Here is a 14,872-nt window from a genome sequence, read left to right on the forward strand (position 1 = left end):
TTTATATGGAAAAGAAAAGCCATTGCTGGCTAGTTCTTGATTCTTTATTTTTTTCTGTCTTCCATTTCTTCTCGAATCCGTTTCTTGTTCTTTCTATATCTCGCTAGAGCTGCCTCCATCTCTTCTATTTCGTCAGGAGTGTATTTATCGGGTCCACCATAAAATGAGAGGTTGGTTTCCTCCAAGTTTAGCCTATCGGTTCGCCCCATCAAATAGTCAGCAGAGACATTGAAGTAGTCCGCAAATTTATTTACAGTATCCAAATCCGGTTTTCGTGATTCGTTTTCATAACCTGAAATTGTGGATTCTGCAAGACTAAACTTTGCGCCGAATTCTTTCATAGTTAAATCTTCATTTTTGCGCAGTTTGCGCAACCGGTTACCACTAAACATTCGCATCACCTGATTAACATTATACTTTGCACTTTGCATACTGAAAATATAAAGGGGGTAAACTTTGCAAAATGCGTTGACACTTTGCGTAATGCGATGTATTATGGAAATAACTTCACATTATGAATAGCTGATCGGGGGGAAGAGAAGTGAACAGCCTCATTAAAAAAGCTCGTAAAGATGCTGGGCTAAGTATTGAGAAAGCAGCTGAAGAGATTGGAATACCCGCTGGATACCTATCTCAAATTGAAAATGGTCATCGTCATGTAGACAGCGAACGAGCTGACAAGATATCTCTTGTGTATGAATGCGAAAGAGATCAAATTTTTTTAGCCATTCGCTACGCGATACGCAAAGTTGAAGGGGAAAACTCCGCGTTGAAGGGGGTGAGATGAATGTCCGTTGCAGTAATAGAAGTTGAAGATCTAAAACTATGGATTCGAGAAGCTGTGGCGGAAGCGTTAAAAGATCATCTTATTAACGAGCTACCGCCCTTTCTAACCCGAAAACAATTTATGGAGTTGATGGATATTGGCGAGTCGAAAACAGCAGAACTTTTCAACCGTCCAGATTTTCCAGTCAATCGTGAGTTCGGGAATCCAAGGGTTCCAACGCACTTATTAATGAGATGGGTGGACGAACACACCGAATGGGTGAGTAACCATGCTGGTGAAGGATGGAAAAATCGTAAGAAAGCTATATAAAGAGGAAACCCACCGTGCTGTACGGGCTGCGGCGGGTGGGGGAAGGCTTGGGCAAGGGGAATTGCTTAAAAACATCATACATTATTCCCTTGTCCAATAGCATCCCATCAATTTGGACAAATAAGGGGGTATCAAAATGGCAATTGGACATTTTCCGGGAGCACTGCAAGAAGTGCTAAAACGGACTGGCGATTCATATGCAAAAGCTGGAAAGGCAGCTAATGTTGATGGTTCCCAGATTGGCAAGATAGTTAAAGGTAGCCGTAAAGCTACTAAACAAGTTATGCAGGCTACAGTCAGACACTACGATGATATTCAGTTGATTATCGGCGCAGCAGAAGAGGTTACAGGTGGTGCATGTGTACCTTACTTAGATGGCGCTGACTTACATCCAAGTTCAACATACATAAAAACAATCGAGGAAATCCAAGAAGCATTACTGGCTTTGCAGTCAATCCCAATCACTAAGAGATTAGACCAGTTGACGCCTGCTGATCATGAGAACGTCAAAAATGGACTAATGGAGCAAATCGAAGCCATAACGGCACTTACACATAATGCAGCAGTCCTTTGTCGGAAATATGGTATTTCTTACCTTGGATTATGGGCGGATCATCGGAATGAACTGAGACAAAAAAAATATATGAATTGAGGTTTTTTTATGAGAATCGAAGATTTGGAAGATCAAGCGCGGTTTGAAGCTAAGAACGCTAAGCGGAATCTGAAAATGATAAAACGCCAAGCAGAACATATTGATCCGATCAAGTTAAAACGAAATATTCGTTGGCTGGAAATGCTGATTTGGTTGCACGAATGTGAATTGCATCATGCCAAAGTACAGCATAAAAAAGCCCGCCTGGCAGGGCGGACCTCATTGAGAACCCGATTAAAGTTTCTCGTTGCGTCTATTTTACGCGATGCCCATCGTAAAAGCAAGGAGGGAACAGCTTGAGTGAACAAGACGAAATTCAATTTGCTAAAGCTCTTGCTGAATTGTATGTGAAACGTAGAAACGAGTGGTCTTCTGCTATAGACCAGGTGCTGAAAACGGAGATTACCGCTGCGAACAATCAGGTCATGAGTTCTGTAGAAAACTTTTATCTTGCAGACAGGCATCAACAAAAAGCCTCGGGCAGGTGGAATCAGATTGTTGAAGTCGTAGAGTTTCTACCATTGAACATTAAAACACTCGTAATGCAAGAAATAGACAGGATCAAATGAAGAAGGGCTTCGGCCCCTGTCTTGGAATGTCGGACCTTAGAAATAACCTTCCTCCGTCCGGGATTCCAAGATGTGGCTGACGCATCAAAATTCAATTTGAAAGGGGTATTTACTATGATTCCGAAACAATTACTGCAAGATCGGTATTGGAAGGGACTGCTGTATATATTTCAGAACCATAACAAGCTTAAACAATATCTGGTTCCTGAATTTATTGACTTCGAAGAGCTTACCGTTCATACGGACAAGCTTAAACGAGCTTCTAAGGGATGGAGCACATCAGAAAAGTTCATGCTTGCTCTGGCACTACACCTCTATAACGGTCGAAATAAGGTGGATTTGTCCGAGGCTGACCGTCTGGATGATAAGAATACTGATATCGCTCTGAAAGCTCTGCGGCTTCGGTATGCGGGGTAAAAGGGGGCAGCGGTGATGCTCGTTCTCAAGGGTGATACAGTCCTAACAAGCTGTGGCCTGTCCGGTGAGGTACTGGATACATGGGGCATTGCCCGACCTTGGGCCAAGCTTCGAAAGGACAATGGAGAATTAGCATTCGTCTTGCGTACGAATGTGACAGAAATTATAAATCGCCCCAAACCGAAGAAGGGAAAATGATGATTAATACAGAGGTGAGCTTATGCCAACAGATAGCTTTCCTTTTCCGATTTTCTCCGGGTTATTTTCGCCGCAACACTACGAAAAAATAGGATCGGCGATATGGCTATTCGCTTGGTGTGTTAGCTCCACGACTAAGGAAGTCGAAGAGGACGGAACTGTTTGGGGACTTGTCCTGGGTGGCAAGCCGATGAAGCTTTCTGAAATCGGTGAGAACTTTGGGGTTACCGATAAAAGCATCAGCAGATGGATAAGTGATCTCCAGAACCACGGTTACATCCATATCACTAGAGCGCCCCGGGGTTTGATCATAAAGGTTAGAAAGTCCAAGAAAGGCATGTTGAAGAGATCAGACAAAAATGTCCGTTCGCAGGATAATGATCAGACAGAAATGTCCGTTCACAGCGAAAGTGATCAGACAATTTTGTCCGATCAGTCCGACAGTGATCAGACATATTTGTCCATTCACAATGACAGTGATCAGACATATTTGTCCGTTCACAATGACAGTGATCAGACAAAAATGTCCGATCATGAAACGATTTTAACGAGTGATCAGACAATATTGTCCGATGCAAAAGATATTAAAGATCTTATTACTACTACTACTATTTTAGAAAATGAGTTTTCAGAAGAAATTAGCCCAGATCCTAAAACGGACGGGATGATCGCAATTTTAAATGCTTATTGCAAATTGCATGATAAGTTCGACATTCACGTCTCCACAAACGATCGCGAAGCCATGGGTAAGATGGTCGCCGCAGGGATGCCAGTACCCTTTACCATCACAACTATGGAGAGCCAATACAAGGCAAAGCGAAAACGCGAGGGAGAAGATTTCGAGCAGCCAAACAGTTTTACTTATTACGTGAAAGGCTTGAAATCAGCATGGCGGAACGCTAACAAGACTACGAAGCATAAAGGGTCATTAACCCAAACACCAATGCCAGCACCGCCGCAGCGACTAACCAAGCAGCAGCAAGAGCTTGCAGACCTTAAACGTCGAGCAAAGGAGGCAAAGCAGCTTGAAGAGAACACAAGTTATTGATCTACTCATTAAGCTCAAAGAAGAATACGCACATCAGATTGATACCAGCAATACTGAAATAGACCGGCTACATGAGAACCTTAAAGATTTCCCTTTTGACGTAGCCTGTAAAAACGTGGAGCAGCACATGCTTACAAATCCGTGGCCGCCGAAGATTGCACAGATCCGTGGTGGTGTGGGTGATTTACGAGATCAGCGAAAAGCCAAGGATCAGACAGCGGAGTATTTTGCAGAAAGGGACAAGGCTCAAGCTGCTGCTAAACCTATGCCCGCCGGATGGAAGGAGGAACTTTATGCGCGACTTAAATCGGGAACAGCCGCACGACATTGAAGCCGAATGGTCTATCCTTGGAGCGATCATGATTGATAACACGGGAGAAGCGATAGATAAGGCGATTTCTATAGCGCCGGAAGTATTCTATGATCCGATGAACCGGACAATCTTCTCAGGAATGGTGGATCTTCACAATGCCGGTGAAGAAATTGATATTCGCTCTCTTACAGGGATAATGCTTCAGCGTAAGAGCCTAGATAAGGTTGGCGGCGTTCATCATCTTACCCGTATAGCCCGTTCTTCTCCAACAGCAGCGAATATCGAATATTTTATTGGCATCATAAATAGCAAATTCACCTTACGCCAAGCCCTGAAGGATGCTCATGCACTCATTGATATGGTGTATGAAAGCGAGGATGCCGATAGTGTCGTGTCCTACGCTCTCACCAAGTCAGCCGCACTATCTGATCAGTCTGTCTCAAAGCAAGACTTTAAATCCACCAGAGTAATCGGAATGGCGCTGATTGATACGATCGAGCAGCGTGTAAGCAACCGACTCAGTGGAACCATTAGCGGGAGAGAGACCGGATTTGTGGATTTGGATAAGCTGACAGGTGGATTTCAAAAGCAGGATCTAGTTATTGTGGCAGCTCGTCCATCCGTTGGTAAAACGGCATTTGCCTTAAATATTGCTCAAAATGCGGCTGCGATATCGGATGATCCGATTGCAGTGTTCAGCTTAGAAATGTCAGAGCAGCAGCTCATGCAGCGCATGGTCTGTGCTGAGGTTAACCTCGACGCTAATGACTTGAGAATGGGCGATATTACTAGTGACGATGATTGGGGCAAGTTGACCATTGGCATTTCTTCTCTTGCAGACAAGAACATTTTCATTGCTGACGATCCAGTTGTCACCGTGCATGATATTCGAGCCAAGTGTCGCCGTTTGAAAAGAGAACAAGGCCTTGGAATGATCATCATTGATTACCTGCAGCTGATTCAGGGAAGTAGTGGTAAACGTGGGGAAAATCGACAACAAGAGGTTTCGGAAATTTCCCGAGTGTTGAAGCAGATTGCCCGTGAATTGGATGTGCCGGTTATAGCGTTGTCTCAGCTCAGTCGGAATGTTGAACAGCGCCAGGACAAACGTCCGATTATGAGTGACCTTCGTGAATCAGGTTCAATTGAACAGGATGCCGATATTGTCGCTTTCCTTTATCGGGATGATTATTACAACCAGGAATCCGAGAAGAAAAACATTATCGAAATCATCATATCTAAGCAGCGTAATGGTCCTACTGGAACGGTTGAACTTCTGTTCCTCAAGAATTTTAATAAGTTCATAAATTACGGACGAGCGCATGCCAATAACTTGCCGCAGCCAGCCTGAGAATATAGAAAGCCGGGCATTGGTGCAGAGTAGAACAAACTGTGAAGGGAGGTGCGATTTTATGAAATATGTAATATACGTGGAAGGGCTAAACGAATTTTACAGGGGAAACACATACACTCACCAAGGGGAGACATTCCCCGCAGGGTGTAAATTATCTGAGGCTAAACGCTATTCTTCTAAAAAACGTGCAGAAAATACTGTGACGGTACTAGAAAGAAAGTGTGATGATAAATTTTGCGTACATGAAATTGAAGAATGATGCAAAGTACGAGGACACGGTAAAGGAGTGAAACGACAAATGTCATATAAATATCATATCTCCCCTGAAGACTATGAACAGGCAGCCCTTAACGGTATCAAACGCAGGACGCTAGAATGGCGTGTTCGAGATGGTGGATGGGACATGAAACGCGCGACTACAATACTTCCACGAAAATTGAATAGTCGTCCTGAATGGGTGAAAATCGCAACTGAAAATGGTATCCCGTATCAAATCTTCATTAATCGTGTAAGTGCAAAATGGTCATTAGAACGTGCGGCTACTGAACCACTATGGACTAATGAAAAGCGCATTGAACAGATGAAGAAACATAATCCTGCAAAACGTAAATATCCAGAAAAATTAATCAAGCAGGCAGAAAGTATCGGGATTTCCCGAAGAACTTTTTATGCGCGAGTTAACTATGGTTGGTCTTTAGATAAATCCGTATCTACACCACTTGTTCCGCCAGGGAGCCAAAGTCCAGGGGTAGATCACCCTTGGAGAACTGAAAATGGATTGTTTTTCATGAGCAAACAAGAGAAAAGATATGTGCAGCATGGGCAGAGGTACTAAGCCTTATCAGAAAAGGGATGAACGGTAGACGCAAACTGTGAACTAATAGGGCACCGAAGTGCCCAACAAGTTTCTATTATTTTTCTGGTGTGAAAGTAAAGGTTTCTTTGTACTTTCTATGATGGGTTTCGTTGTTTGAAGGTTTTCCGTACCAGCTAATTTCGATTTGAAGTTCCTTTGAATCAACTGAAATAGGGAAGTTAGAAAAGTCGACTAACTCACCATGTTTAAAATTCTTATGATGATCGTCTGAAATGCTTAATCCATACTTTGTTTGGGTATTTGGTTCATCTCTATAGGAGTTAAATACGACATTTTCTAATCCAGCTCCGATATTGGTGATGATAATGTTGTACATTTCACTTTCATTTTCACGAGGTTTTGACATCTTGGAGGTATATTTCTCAACTTTTTTGATTTCAACTTTCCACTGATCAGATTGTTTTGATGTAGGTGTTTTGTAGAGATCATTTGATGCTACGGCAGCATATGGAGAAATTCCAACGGCTATAAAGCAAAAAACAAAGAGAATTATTAGTTTTTTCAGCATTGTTGCCTCCTGTGAAATAAACAATTTTTGATTAGTATCTCTTTAAGAAGAAAAAATATTCTATTGCACAGTACGAAGATGATGTTCAGAAAGGAGTTTTGTTAAGATGGATGGTTTGATTATTAAACCGAAGTGGGCTGATCTAATTTTATCCGGTCAAAAGATATGGGAGATTAGAGGGAGACTTACACATAAACGTGGCACAATCGGTATCATCAAAAGCGGCAGTGGCAAAGTTTACGGGACGGTGGAACTGACAAATTGCATCCCTTGCACGGTTGGACGATTTATGGCTTACAAGGATAAGCATTGCATCGAAGATCCCAAATTTGCTTTTCATTACAACCAAGCGTGGGCGTGGGTTGTTAAAAACCCAATCATTTTCTCGGAACCTGTACCCTATAATCATCCACAGGGCGCTGTGATTTGGGTCAAGCTTCCAGAGGGAGGGAATTATGAGCAACTTTTTCTCAATTCATCCACAAGCCGTGAACATGATAAATGTCGCTCTTAGCGAAATAGTCCGTAAAGGTGGCAAGGTTGAGCGCATGCATCTGCATGTATGCCCTTGGTCAGAACTGGCTCAGCATCAGATCATTCAGACAGCTTTCGGTGACTTGCGGATTCATTTAAATGATTTTGTTCCAAAAGGATATTCTTATGTACAGGAAGATCCAGGCGGAGATAAGCGAGGATTTGCTTGGGTATCAATACCTAAAGATGCGAGGATAATGGAGAATCGGCAAAAGGAGGCGTAGAAGTGATCATCAAAACAGTCAAAAATATTAATTCGCCAGCAGGAAGTATTGTTTCAGGAGTGTCATTCCGTGCGCAGCGTGAAAAGAATGGGTACAGCATAACATTCGGAGAATTCAAAGGTCAGTATATCCCAGCATCATCAGCAATCATACTCAGTGATATCGTACTCGACGAAGATGGAAAAATGCCGCGTGGATCTAGATATGCATAAAGGACAAAGCAAAGACCCCTTATCCTTGGTCGGGCGGGGTCAATGAACGGTAAATAATACCTCAAACCCATTATAACACAAAGGGGAATGAGGGGAATGGCAATGGTATGGGAACAAGGGGAATTGTTCGCAGTGGCATCTAAAAAAGAAGTTAAATCAACCGAATTCTACCTTGGCAAATATACTTCCATGAAGATATTCATGTCTGATTTCGAAAACCATCAAAGCGACCTGGCTCAGGTCGCTATTGACGGTGAAGCAGCCAGAAGAATTGACCAGGATGAATTGCATGCAGATAAAACGGCCAATGCTGTGATTCTAACCGAGAAGCAGAAATGGGTGTATGAACGGTACCGCGTTTATACATACATGATCTATCGGGCATACAGTCAAATTCTAGATCCCGATGTTAAGGAGATCATTGGTGTGAGATTCATCCAAGGCTTTACCCGTAAGCAGACAATCCTGTTCACTCGGCAAGGGACATCGGCTAGTACAGTGGATCGATATATTGAGAAAGGAATCAGGTCGATTGCGAACTCATTACATCAAATGGGATTTTACGATGAAGTCCTGAAAGAATTTTGACGACAAATTGAGGACAATACGGGGAATGTTGAAGACCACTTGACGAATATTCCGTGGTACATTGGTAATGTAGAAATTTAGGCAAGGCAGATGAAAGTATTATGGAGTCGCTCAATTGTGGGCGGCTTTTTTGTTGCCCATAAACCAATATGAAAGGGTGAAGGTAAATGGTTAGACCAGCTGAATTGCGGATTGATATACTGAACATGGAGCAAGTGAAGGAGACAATAGAGATCCTTCATGATGTGGTGAAGGACGAACGGATTCCTGAATCAGTAAGGAATGAGTACATTGGGCGATTCGATGCCATTGTGTGGGAAGTCGCTACCGACTAGGAGTGATGGCATATGAACTTTGTTCAGCCTATCCGTGACCCGGAAACGGTACAAGACATTAAGGATTATCTCAAGAATAAGAACCTCAGAGATTTCATAATGTTCCTGCTAGGCATTTATACAGGCTTACGGATTAGTGACATTCTGAGATTACGCGTTAAGGATGTGTCTGGGTCGCACATCTCTATTAGAGAGAAAAAGACCAATAAACAGAAACGAATATACATGGCTCCTGAGTTAAAGAAAGAATTGTTGTCTTATATAGAGGGAAAGCCTCCGAATGAATTCCTGATCAAAAGTAGAGAGGGTATGAATCGGGCTATCACTCGTGAGATGGCTTATAAGATTATGCGTTCAATCGGCGATGAATTCGGGCTTTCAGAAATGGGTTGTCATACACTTCGGAAAACGTTCGGTTACATCTTCTATAACGAAACAACTGATAAGGACATTGGCATGCTGATGGACTTCTTTAATCATGCTTCGCCGAAGATTACGCTGCGCTATATAGGCATGGCTCAGGACAGTATGGATATGGCGTTGAAGCGTCACAAAGCGTAATCAGTTACTCATATTAAGGATAGGTGAAACTCGTTTTCTGGACAGGCTGAGAAGCCATGTAGAGCATGGGTTTGTGATGGGTGTATGAGTTTAACACAATGTAAGATATGTGTAATTAGATCGCACAGGATTTACCAGTTATTTAATAGCAGCAGAGGGGTTAATTATGGGGCAATCACCACTTAAACCATGTAGTCGTGTGGGCTGTAGTAACCTCTCTAGAGGGCGTTACTGTGCCGACCATACACAAGAGAAACACCGCTATGATAGATACCGTGGGACAGCTGCACAGCGCGGTTATGACGGTCAGTGGCGCAAGGCTCGGCTCGGGTTCCTGCGGAAGCATCCACTGTGTGTATATTGCTTGAAGGTCGATAAGATTGAGGCTGCTACAGTGGTTGACCATATCGAACCGCATAAGGGTGACAAGGAATTGTTCTGGAGGCGCAGCAACTGGCAGTCACTTTGTAAGGTGTGTCATGATGCCAAGACAGCAAAAGAGGATGGAGGGTTTGGAAATGATGTGAGATAATGATAGCAAGGAGTGTGACTGCAAATGATAGTTAGATATACAAACCCTAGTCGAATAAGGGATCAGCTCTTACATTGTCTAGATGTATTGGGTGAGGAATACAACGAATTAGATTATGTGGTCGATGTCTACAAGAATGAGGATAGATTGAGAAAAGAAATGGCTGAATGTCCTGATATGTCACCGGAGGAATATCAACAGATACTTCATGGGGCGACACGGCCTCCTGCTATTGCAATGATGGAGTCTCGTACAATCAAGATTTTTTATTTTAACTTATCCAAGGAGAAACATAAACAAGATTTAGATTTAGCTTTTTTTCTCTTTCATGAAATGCGTCATGCATGGCAGAATCATCACGGATTATATCTTGATGAGGAAGGGGTGGCAAACCTTGATGAAAATATGGAAGAGTACAAGAATAGTGCCGCCGAGAAAGACGCCAATGAATTTGCAATGGTAACGATAATGGAGAACAAAGATAAGATCAGAAAAATTTTCAAAATGCCTGATTTCGAATTGAATTTGAAATGGTAAAGTCGCCATTACGGGATTTTTTTTTAATTTCTTAGGCCCCCCACCATCTTAAAAAAAATTTTTTGTTCGTAATAGACCGCATCGGACTCTTGTGTGAAAAAAAGTCCCCAGTGAAAGTTTCTAAAGGAGGTGCGGAAAATATGCCAGATATTGTAAATTTTAATCACATGCGGGTGGGACAGAAAGGCGGTGGCAAGCATTGGACGGAGGCTGAGGTAATTGCTCGGGAAGCTGCTTCGAAAAAGTTTGATCGCAAGAAAAAGCTGACTTTGAAAATTCCCGGCTGGCTGAACGATGAAGCCCGGAAGGTTTGGCGCAAGACAGTAAAGGATATGGCCGAGTTTGAAGTCCTAGATAAAGTGGATGAAGATGTGCTGGGAGCTTATTGTGATGCGGTGGCAAAATATCAGGATGCGAACCGGCTTATTGACATTGAAGGGTATACGGAAACAAATGCTCAAGGGAATATGGTTGTCAGTGCTTATGTGAAAATGGCACAGAGCTATTCGCGTCTTATTCTTTCTTACTCCAACAAGCTTGGACTCAATGCGGAATCGCGGGCGCGGTTAGCGAAAAAGACGGCGGACCAGGAGGAAGATGAGAATGCCGGACTCTTCGATTAATTGGGAGGATGTTCACCCGACTAATCGCTACGCCGCCGAAGTTGTCATGGGATTACGGCCAGCCTGCAAGCGTGAGCAGCAGGCGTGCCAGCGACATTTATCCGATTTACAGCGGCAGGCGACGACTGATTTCCCTTACGTTTTCGATGAGTCCAGGGCTGACCGTATATTCGAATGGTTTGAGCGCTGCTGCCGTCATGTTCGCGGTCCGTTTTCCGGACAGCTTATAGAACTGCTGCCCTTCCAAAAGTTTGATTTGGGATGCGTCTACGGTTGGGTGCATATGGACAGTGGAAAGAGGCGCTTCACCAAGGCGCTGCACCTTCGGGCGCGGGGGAATGTCAAATCAACTGAAATGTCTGGCCTGTCCCTTTATGGCATGTGCGGGGATTGTGTGTATCCGCCTGGAAAGCCACATTTGAAGCGTTACGAAGAAAGCCCGGAAGTTGAATGTGCGGCTGTCGATAAACAGCAGGCGAAGCGGGTCTGGTTGGATGCGAAGACCATGGGGGAGAACAGCCCGGACATTTCCAAACGGCTGCGGATCAAACGCACATACATCGAGCACGCCCGGCGCGGCGGCTGGCTGCGTCCGTTGTCTAAGGATACTAAAAATAAGGACTCAGGCGCGCCGTGTCTGGTCATTATTGATGAGTATCATGCGCACCCGACCAGTGAAATCCTTGACGTATCTTATTCCGGCTTCGGTAAACGGCTGCAATCCTTAATGCAAATCATTTCTACTGCCGGTAAAGATGCCGAAAATAGTCCCTGTAAAAAAGAATATGATTCCCTGTGTAAGATGTTGGACGGCGATACTCCAATGATAGAAACCTATTATGTGATGATTCGGGAGCTAGAAAAGGCAGACGATCCACATAATGAACAAAATTGGGTCAAAGCCAACCCTATCCTACAGGAAGACAATGAATATGCCCAAGAGCTGAAGAAACAAATACGAATTGAGCATGACGAAGCGTATAATTCAGCAGATCCGCAGAAAATTCGGGAGTGGTTGACCAAACGTGTGAATCTCTGGCAGGCAGATAGCGAAAATAAATACATGTCCGGCATTATGGACAAATGGAAAGCACTCGCAGTGTCACGGAGTGCTTTTTTGGATTTGGTTCGCGGTTATGCTGCGCACAATGGACTTGACTTGTCTAAATCAACGGATTTAACCGCATCTGGCTTTGTGTTTCGGCTGGAAGACGGCCGTTATGCGGTCACTGCTCACGGATTTATGCCGGATGAAACAGCGACTAAGCATGAACACGGTGACCGTGTGCCTTATCGGGATTGGGCGGCAGGGGATTGGTGTACCCTTACACCAGGTTCTGCCGTGGACTACAGTTACATTAAAACCCATATGCAGAAGCTGGAGCGGGAACAATCCTGGTTCATTGAGGAGGTTTGTTATGATCCATATAACGCCACTCACTTTACACAGGAGCTTGAGGCGGAAGGATACAACCGGGTAGAGATTCGGCAGGGCGTTCAAACCCTTTCGGAACCAACAAAGTTCTTTCGTGAGCTGATTCTGCGCGGCCTAATTGTTCATGATGGCAGTCCATTGCTAACCTGGTGCTTGTCTAATGCCATTGAAGTTTCGGATAACAACGGAAATATTAAACTTTCCAAGAAGCACAAGGATGACAGTCAGCGAATCGATTTATTGGCGGCCATTATTAACGCCATGGTCCGGGCCATGGTGGGTGACTCCACCATTAACCTGAATGATCACATCATGAGCGAGGACTTTTCCTTTTAGTAAGGAGGTGAAATGTGAAACGAAGAAACTTTGTGCAGCGCTGGTGGGACCGGCGATCTTCGGAGGACAGTTTACTTCATCCCCCGCAGTGGCTGCTTGATCTTTTTGGTGTCTCCAACACGGCAAGCGGCGAAACGGTAACCCCGGATTCCGCGCTGCTAAACAGCAACGTGTACACCTGTGCTTCCGTTCTTGGCGGGGATATTGGGAAACTGCCGATTCAAGTCTTTAAAAAGCGTGGGGCTGGGATCGAGCGTGACAGTAGTCACCCTGTCTCTCGGCTGCTGGGTTCTCGTCCCAATCCGTACATGAGCGCCTATACATTCAAAGAATTGATGATGGTTCATGTCACGGTTTGGGGCAATGGGTACGCAAACATTGAGTGGGAGACCAGCGGTCCCAATAACGGACAGCCAAAGGGGCTTTGGCCTCTTGATCCTTCCAAGACTGACGTTCAAGTCGATAAGGATACAGGACAGGTATGGTATGTGACGACGCTGCCGAATGGAGAAATGCGGAAGCTGAGACACTTTGATGTGCTTCATTTCAAGTCGATCAGCAAAAGCGGCCTAAAGGGAATCACGCCTATTTCCGTTATCCGGGAAGAACTTGGAGTGCAGAAGGCCCAGCGGAAGTTCTTAGGTGCCTTTTACGCTAACGGAACAGCCACACGCGGGATTCTCAAAATACCGAATGGCACTTTGGACAAACCGGCTAAGGATAAGGCTCGGGACGAATGGCAGAAAGCGAATTCAGGCTTGAACAATGCTCACCGGATAGCCATCTTGGATGCGGGCATGGAATATCAGAACCTTGGTATGCCTCTGAATGACGCTCAGTTCATTGAGACCAGTAAATTCGGCATCATGGAAACGGCAAAGATTTACAAGGTTCCAGGGTACAAGCTGGGATTAACCGATGTGAAGTTCAGCAATATGGAGAACCAGTCACTAGAATATGTGAAGAGTACACTACAGCCGATCTTCACGAATTGGGAGCAGGAATGTGATTATAAGCTGTTTACGGAGTCGGATCAAAGGAAATATTACACCAAATTTAATGTAACTGGCGAATTGAGAGGAGATAGCGCCAGCCGCGCAGCCTATTACAAAGAAATGATTACAATGGGAGTTTACACCATCAATGAAGTGCGGGAGCTCGAGGAGCAAGACAATATCGGTGACAAAGGAGACGTACACTTTGTCAGTCTGAACTATGTCAACCTGGAGAAGATGGACCAGTATCAAATGCTGAAAGCGGGCCTCGGGAAAGAGGCTACGAATGAAGGGGGGTGACAACAACAATGAGTGAAAAGGTTATTCGCTACTTGCCTGCCAAAATTGAGGTGCGTAGTACGGAGGGCGAAGGCGAAAGTCAGACGCAGACAATCGGCGGGTATGTAGTCAAGTTTAATCAGCGCAGCCAATTGATTTGGGGTGAATTTTACGAGCGTGTAGCCAAGGGGGCGTTTTCCCGCAGTCTTTCGGAGAACGTGATTAAGGCATTTTGGAATCATCGTAGTGATTTTGTTCTTGGATCGACAAAGCCGGGGACGCTGCGATTGCTGGAAGATGATGTGGGCCTGTCGTTTGAAATTGATTTGCCTAACAATACATGGGGCAATGATGCCTATGAATCTGTACGGCGCGGCGATGTTGACGGTGTGAGCTTCGGCTTTTATGTTCGGAGTAACGGCGATGCCTGGGAGTATATAAAGGAAGAGGATGTGTATATCCGTACCTTGCTTGATATCAATTTATTCGAAGTATCACCGACTCCCTTCCCGGCATACCTGGACAGCGAAGTGGATCAGCGCAGCATTGATCAGCTGGGCATTACGTCCAAAGAGCAGCGGAAAAATGAAAAAGAAAAACTATTACTCGAAATCGACCTGTTAGGGCTTGCCTAATAAGTCGATTTTTT

The 14,872-nt window shown here is 44.4% G+C and carries 26 protein-coding genes; 24 read left to right on the forward strand and 2 right to left on the reverse strand.

Annotated elements, in window-relative coordinates; translation table 11 throughout:
• Positions 1-44: 44 nt before the first annotated feature.
• Positions 45-431 (reverse strand): helix-turn-helix transcriptional regulator, encoded by a 387-nt coding sequence (locus tag MKX34_RS10030; protein WP_256717788.1) that lies wholly within the window; start codon positions 429-431, stop codon positions 45-47.
• 110 nt (positions 432-541) lie between these two features.
• Here MKX34_RS10030 and MKX34_RS10035 point away from each other — a divergent pair, with 110 nt between their 5' ends.
• The 12 genes from MKX34_RS10035 (at position 542) to MKX34_RS10090 (ending at position 6,482) form a co-directional block, all read left to right on the forward strand.
• A complete protein-coding gene (locus tag MKX34_RS10035; RefSeq protein ID WP_076098458.1) occupies positions 542-787 on the forward strand; it encodes a helix-turn-helix transcriptional regulator in 246 nt (81 codons plus the stop codon).
• The gene (locus MKX34_RS10040; protein ID WP_076098457.1) at positions 788-1,096 is read left to right on the forward strand and encodes a hypothetical protein; all 309 of its coding nucleotides are present in this window, start codon (positions 788-790) and stop codon (positions 1,094-1,096) included.
• A gap of 136 nt (positions 1,097-1,232) precedes the next feature.
• The gene (locus MKX34_RS10045) at positions 1,233-1,748 is read left to right on the forward strand and encodes a transcriptional regulator (protein WP_076098456.1); all 516 of its coding nucleotides are present in this window, start codon (positions 1,233-1,235) and stop codon (positions 1,746-1,748) included.
• A gap of 9 nt (positions 1,749-1,757) precedes the next feature.
• On the forward strand, positions 1,758-2,048 hold the full coding sequence (locus tag MKX34_RS10050; RefSeq protein WP_076296079.1) for a hypothetical protein: 291 nt from the start codon (positions 1,758-1,760) through the stop codon (positions 2,046-2,048).
• Positions 2,045-2,317 carry a hypothetical protein gene (locus tag MKX34_RS10055; protein ID WP_076296080.1) on the forward strand — a complete coding sequence of 91 codons (273 nt, stop codon included), beginning with the start codon at positions 2,045-2,047 and terminating at the stop codon, positions 2,315-2,317. Before MKX34_RS10050 ends, MKX34_RS10055 begins: the two co-directional genes overlap by 4 nt.
• Before the next feature lie 114 nt (positions 2,318-2,431).
• On the forward strand, positions 2,432-2,734 hold the full coding sequence (locus MKX34_RS10060) for a hypothetical protein (RefSeq protein ID WP_076296081.1): 303 nt from the start codon (positions 2,432-2,434) through the stop codon (positions 2,732-2,734).
• 15 nt (positions 2,735-2,749) lie between these two features.
• The gene (locus MKX34_RS10065; RefSeq protein ID WP_076098452.1) at positions 2,750-2,932 is read left to right on the forward strand and encodes a hypothetical protein; all 183 of its coding nucleotides are present in this window, start codon (positions 2,750-2,752) and stop codon (positions 2,930-2,932) included.
• 22 nt (positions 2,933-2,954) lie between these two features.
• Positions 2,955-3,980 carry a hypothetical protein gene (locus MKX34_RS10070; RefSeq protein ID WP_076296082.1) on the forward strand — a complete coding sequence of 342 codons (1,026 nt, stop codon included), beginning with the start codon at positions 2,955-2,957 and terminating at the stop codon, positions 3,978-3,980.
• Positions 3,958-4,311 carry a hypothetical protein gene (locus MKX34_RS10075; protein ID WP_076296083.1) on the forward strand — a complete coding sequence of 118 codons (354 nt, stop codon included), beginning with the start codon at positions 3,958-3,960 and terminating at the stop codon, positions 4,309-4,311. Before MKX34_RS10070 ends, MKX34_RS10075 begins: the two co-directional genes overlap by 23 nt.
• Positions 4,274-5,644: a replicative DNA helicase gene (gene dnaB, locus MKX34_RS10080; protein WP_076296084.1), complete on the forward strand. Its 1,371-nt coding sequence runs from the start codon at positions 4,274-4,276 to the stop codon at positions 5,642-5,644. Before MKX34_RS10075 ends, dnaB begins: the two co-directional genes overlap by 38 nt.
• Positions 5,645-5,705: 61 nt before the next feature.
• Positions 5,706-5,906 (forward strand): hypothetical protein, encoded by a 201-nt coding sequence (locus tag MKX34_RS10085; protein ID WP_076296085.1) that lies wholly within the window; start codon positions 5,706-5,708, stop codon positions 5,904-5,906.
• Between the two features lie 39 nt (positions 5,907-5,945).
• Positions 5,946-6,482, forward strand: a complete 537-nt coding sequence (locus MKX34_RS10090; RefSeq protein ID WP_076296086.1) for a hypothetical protein — start codon at positions 5,946-5,948, stop codon at positions 6,480-6,482.
• Positions 6,483-6,558: 76 nt separating this feature from the next.
• Here MKX34_RS10090 and MKX34_RS10095 read toward each other — a convergent pair whose 3' ends face one another.
• Positions 6,559-7,032 carry a hypothetical protein gene (locus MKX34_RS10095; RefSeq protein WP_036681919.1) on the reverse strand — a complete coding sequence of 158 codons (474 nt, stop codon included), beginning with the start codon at positions 7,030-7,032 and terminating at the stop codon, positions 6,559-6,561.
• 106 nt (positions 7,033-7,138) lie between these two features.
• On the opposite strand from MKX34_RS10095, the gene MKX34_RS10100 reads away from it, so the two are divergent.
• From MKX34_RS10100 to MKX34_RS10155, 12 genes are all read left to right on the forward strand, one after another.
• Entirely contained in the window at positions 7,139-7,546 is a 408-nt protein-coding gene (locus MKX34_RS10100; protein WP_076098448.1) for an ASCH domain-containing protein, read from the forward strand.
• The gene (locus tag MKX34_RS10105; RefSeq protein WP_339204899.1) at positions 7,521-7,790 is read left to right on the forward strand and encodes a hypothetical protein; all 270 of its coding nucleotides are present in this window, start codon (positions 7,521-7,523) and stop codon (positions 7,788-7,790) included. The genes MKX34_RS10100 and MKX34_RS10105 overlap by 26 nt, the downstream gene beginning before the upstream one ends.
• Before the next feature lie 2 nt (positions 7,791-7,792).
• The gene (locus MKX34_RS10110; RefSeq protein WP_076274317.1) at positions 7,793-8,002 is read left to right on the forward strand and encodes a hypothetical protein; all 210 of its coding nucleotides are present in this window, start codon (positions 7,793-7,795) and stop codon (positions 8,000-8,002) included.
• A 96-nt stretch (positions 8,003-8,098) separates the two neighbouring features.
• Positions 8,099-8,590, forward strand: coding sequence for a hypothetical protein (locus MKX34_RS10115; RefSeq protein ID WP_076296088.1), 492 nt, complete (start codon positions 8,099-8,101; stop codon positions 8,588-8,590).
• Between the two features lie 167 nt (positions 8,591-8,757).
• Positions 8,758-8,925 carry a hypothetical protein gene (locus MKX34_RS10120; protein ID WP_179089269.1) on the forward strand — a complete coding sequence of 56 codons (168 nt, stop codon included), beginning with the start codon at positions 8,758-8,760 and terminating at the stop codon, positions 8,923-8,925.
• 12 nt (positions 8,926-8,937) lie between these two features.
• Positions 8,938-9,486 (forward strand): site-specific integrase, encoded by a 549-nt coding sequence (locus tag MKX34_RS10125; RefSeq protein ID WP_076296089.1) that lies wholly within the window; start codon positions 8,938-8,940, stop codon positions 9,484-9,486.
• 166 nt (positions 9,487-9,652) lie between these two features.
• Entirely contained in the window at positions 9,653-10,018 is a 366-nt protein-coding gene (locus MKX34_RS10130; RefSeq protein ID WP_076098444.1) for an HNH endonuclease signature motif containing protein, read from the forward strand.
• Between the two features lie 24 nt (positions 10,019-10,042).
• Positions 10,043-10,555, forward strand: coding sequence for a hypothetical protein (locus tag MKX34_RS10135; protein ID WP_076296090.1), 513 nt, complete (start codon positions 10,043-10,045; stop codon positions 10,553-10,555).
• Between the two features lie 140 nt (positions 10,556-10,695).
• Positions 10,696-11,178, forward strand: coding sequence for a phage terminase small subunit P27 family (locus MKX34_RS10140; RefSeq protein ID WP_076098442.1), 483 nt, complete (start codon positions 10,696-10,698; stop codon positions 11,176-11,178).
• Entirely contained in the window at positions 11,159-12,949 is a 1,791-nt protein-coding gene (locus MKX34_RS10145; RefSeq protein ID WP_076296091.1) for a terminase TerL endonuclease subunit, read from the forward strand. Before MKX34_RS10140 ends, MKX34_RS10145 begins: the two co-directional genes overlap by 20 nt.
• A 14-nt stretch (positions 12,950-12,963) precedes the next feature.
• Positions 12,964-14,244, forward strand: coding sequence for a phage portal protein (locus MKX34_RS10150; RefSeq protein WP_076098440.1), 1,281 nt, complete (start codon positions 12,964-12,966; stop codon positions 14,242-14,244).
• 8 nt (positions 14,245-14,252) lie between these two features.
• Positions 14,253-14,858: an HK97 family phage prohead protease gene (locus MKX34_RS10155; RefSeq protein WP_076098439.1), complete on the forward strand. Its 606-nt coding sequence runs from the start codon at positions 14,253-14,255 to the stop codon at positions 14,856-14,858.
• Positions 14,859-14,872 lie beyond the last annotated feature (14 nt).

The sequence above is a fragment of the Paenibacillus sp. FSL R5-0636 genome (assembly GCF_037974255.1).
In the GTDB taxonomy this organism is placed as follows: domain Bacteria; phylum Bacillota; class Bacilli; order Paenibacillales; family Paenibacillaceae; genus Paenibacillus_AQ; species Paenibacillus_AQ odorifer.

What these genes read in the sequence shown, in the direction of transcription:
- MKX34_RS10115 (WP_076296088.1), top strand. Translation starts at nt 8,099, where the DNA reads ATGGCAATGGTATGGGAACAAGGGGAATTGTTCGCAGTGGCATCTAAA.
- MKX34_RS10050 (WP_076296079.1), top strand. Translation starts at nt 1,758, where the DNA reads ATGAGAATCGAAGATTTGGAAGATCAAGCGCGGTTTGAAGCTAAGAAC.
- MKX34_RS10030 (WP_256717788.1), bottom strand. Translation starts at nt 431, where the DNA reads ATGCAAAGTGCAAAGTATAATGTTAATCAGGTGATGCGAATGTTTAGT.
- MKX34_RS10100 (WP_076098448.1), top strand. Translation starts at nt 7,139, where the DNA reads ATGGATGGTTTGATTATTAAACCGAAGTGGGCTGATCTAATTTTATCC.
- MKX34_RS10135 (WP_076296090.1), top strand. Translation starts at nt 10,043, where the DNA reads ATGATAGTTAGATATACAAACCCTAGTCGAATAAGGGATCAGCTCTTA.
- MKX34_RS10120 (WP_179089269.1), top strand. Translation starts at nt 8,758, where the DNA reads ATGGTTAGACCAGCTGAATTGCGGATTGATATACTGAACATGGAGCAA.
- MKX34_RS10095 (WP_036681919.1), bottom strand. Translation starts at nt 7,032, where the DNA reads ATGCTGAAAAAACTAATAATTCTCTTTGTTTTTTGCTTTATAGCCGTT.
- MKX34_RS10145 (WP_076296091.1), top strand. Translation starts at nt 11,159, where the DNA reads ATGCCGGACTCTTCGATTAATTGGGAGGATGTTCACCCGACTAATCGC.
- MKX34_RS10040 (WP_076098457.1), top strand. Translation starts at nt 788, where the DNA reads ATGTCCGTTGCAGTAATAGAAGTTGAAGATCTAAAACTATGGATTCGA.
- MKX34_RS10045 (WP_076098456.1), top strand. Translation starts at nt 1,233, where the DNA reads ATGGCAATTGGACATTTTCCGGGAGCACTGCAAGAAGTGCTAAAACGG.
- MKX34_RS10155 (WP_076098439.1), top strand. Translation starts at nt 14,253, where the DNA reads ATGAGTGAAAAGGTTATTCGCTACTTGCCTGCCAAAATTGAGGTGCGT.
- MKX34_RS10060 (WP_076296081.1), top strand. Translation starts at nt 2,432, where the DNA reads ATGATTCCGAAACAATTACTGCAAGATCGGTATTGGAAGGGACTGCTG.
- MKX34_RS10125 (WP_076296089.1), top strand. Translation starts at nt 8,938, where the DNA reads ATGAACTTTGTTCAGCCTATCCGTGACCCGGAAACGGTACAAGACATT.
- MKX34_RS10070 (WP_076296082.1), top strand. Translation starts at nt 2,955, where the DNA reads ATGCCAACAGATAGCTTTCCTTTTCCGATTTTCTCCGGGTTATTTTCG.
- MKX34_RS10090 (WP_076296086.1), top strand. Translation starts at nt 5,946, where the DNA reads ATGTCATATAAATATCATATCTCCCCTGAAGACTATGAACAGGCAGCC.
- MKX34_RS10065 (WP_076098452.1), top strand. Translation starts at nt 2,750, where the DNA reads ATGCTCGTTCTCAAGGGTGATACAGTCCTAACAAGCTGTGGCCTGTCC.
- dnaB (WP_076296084.1), top strand. Translation starts at nt 4,274, where the DNA reads ATGCGCGACTTAAATCGGGAACAGCCGCACGACATTGAAGCCGAATGG.
- MKX34_RS10130 (WP_076098444.1), top strand. Translation starts at nt 9,653, where the DNA reads ATGGGGCAATCACCACTTAAACCATGTAGTCGTGTGGGCTGTAGTAAC.
- MKX34_RS10140 (WP_076098442.1), top strand. Translation starts at nt 10,696, where the DNA reads ATGCCAGATATTGTAAATTTTAATCACATGCGGGTGGGACAGAAAGGC.
- MKX34_RS10085 (WP_076296085.1), top strand. Translation starts at nt 5,706, where the DNA reads ATGAAATATGTAATATACGTGGAAGGGCTAAACGAATTTTACAGGGGA.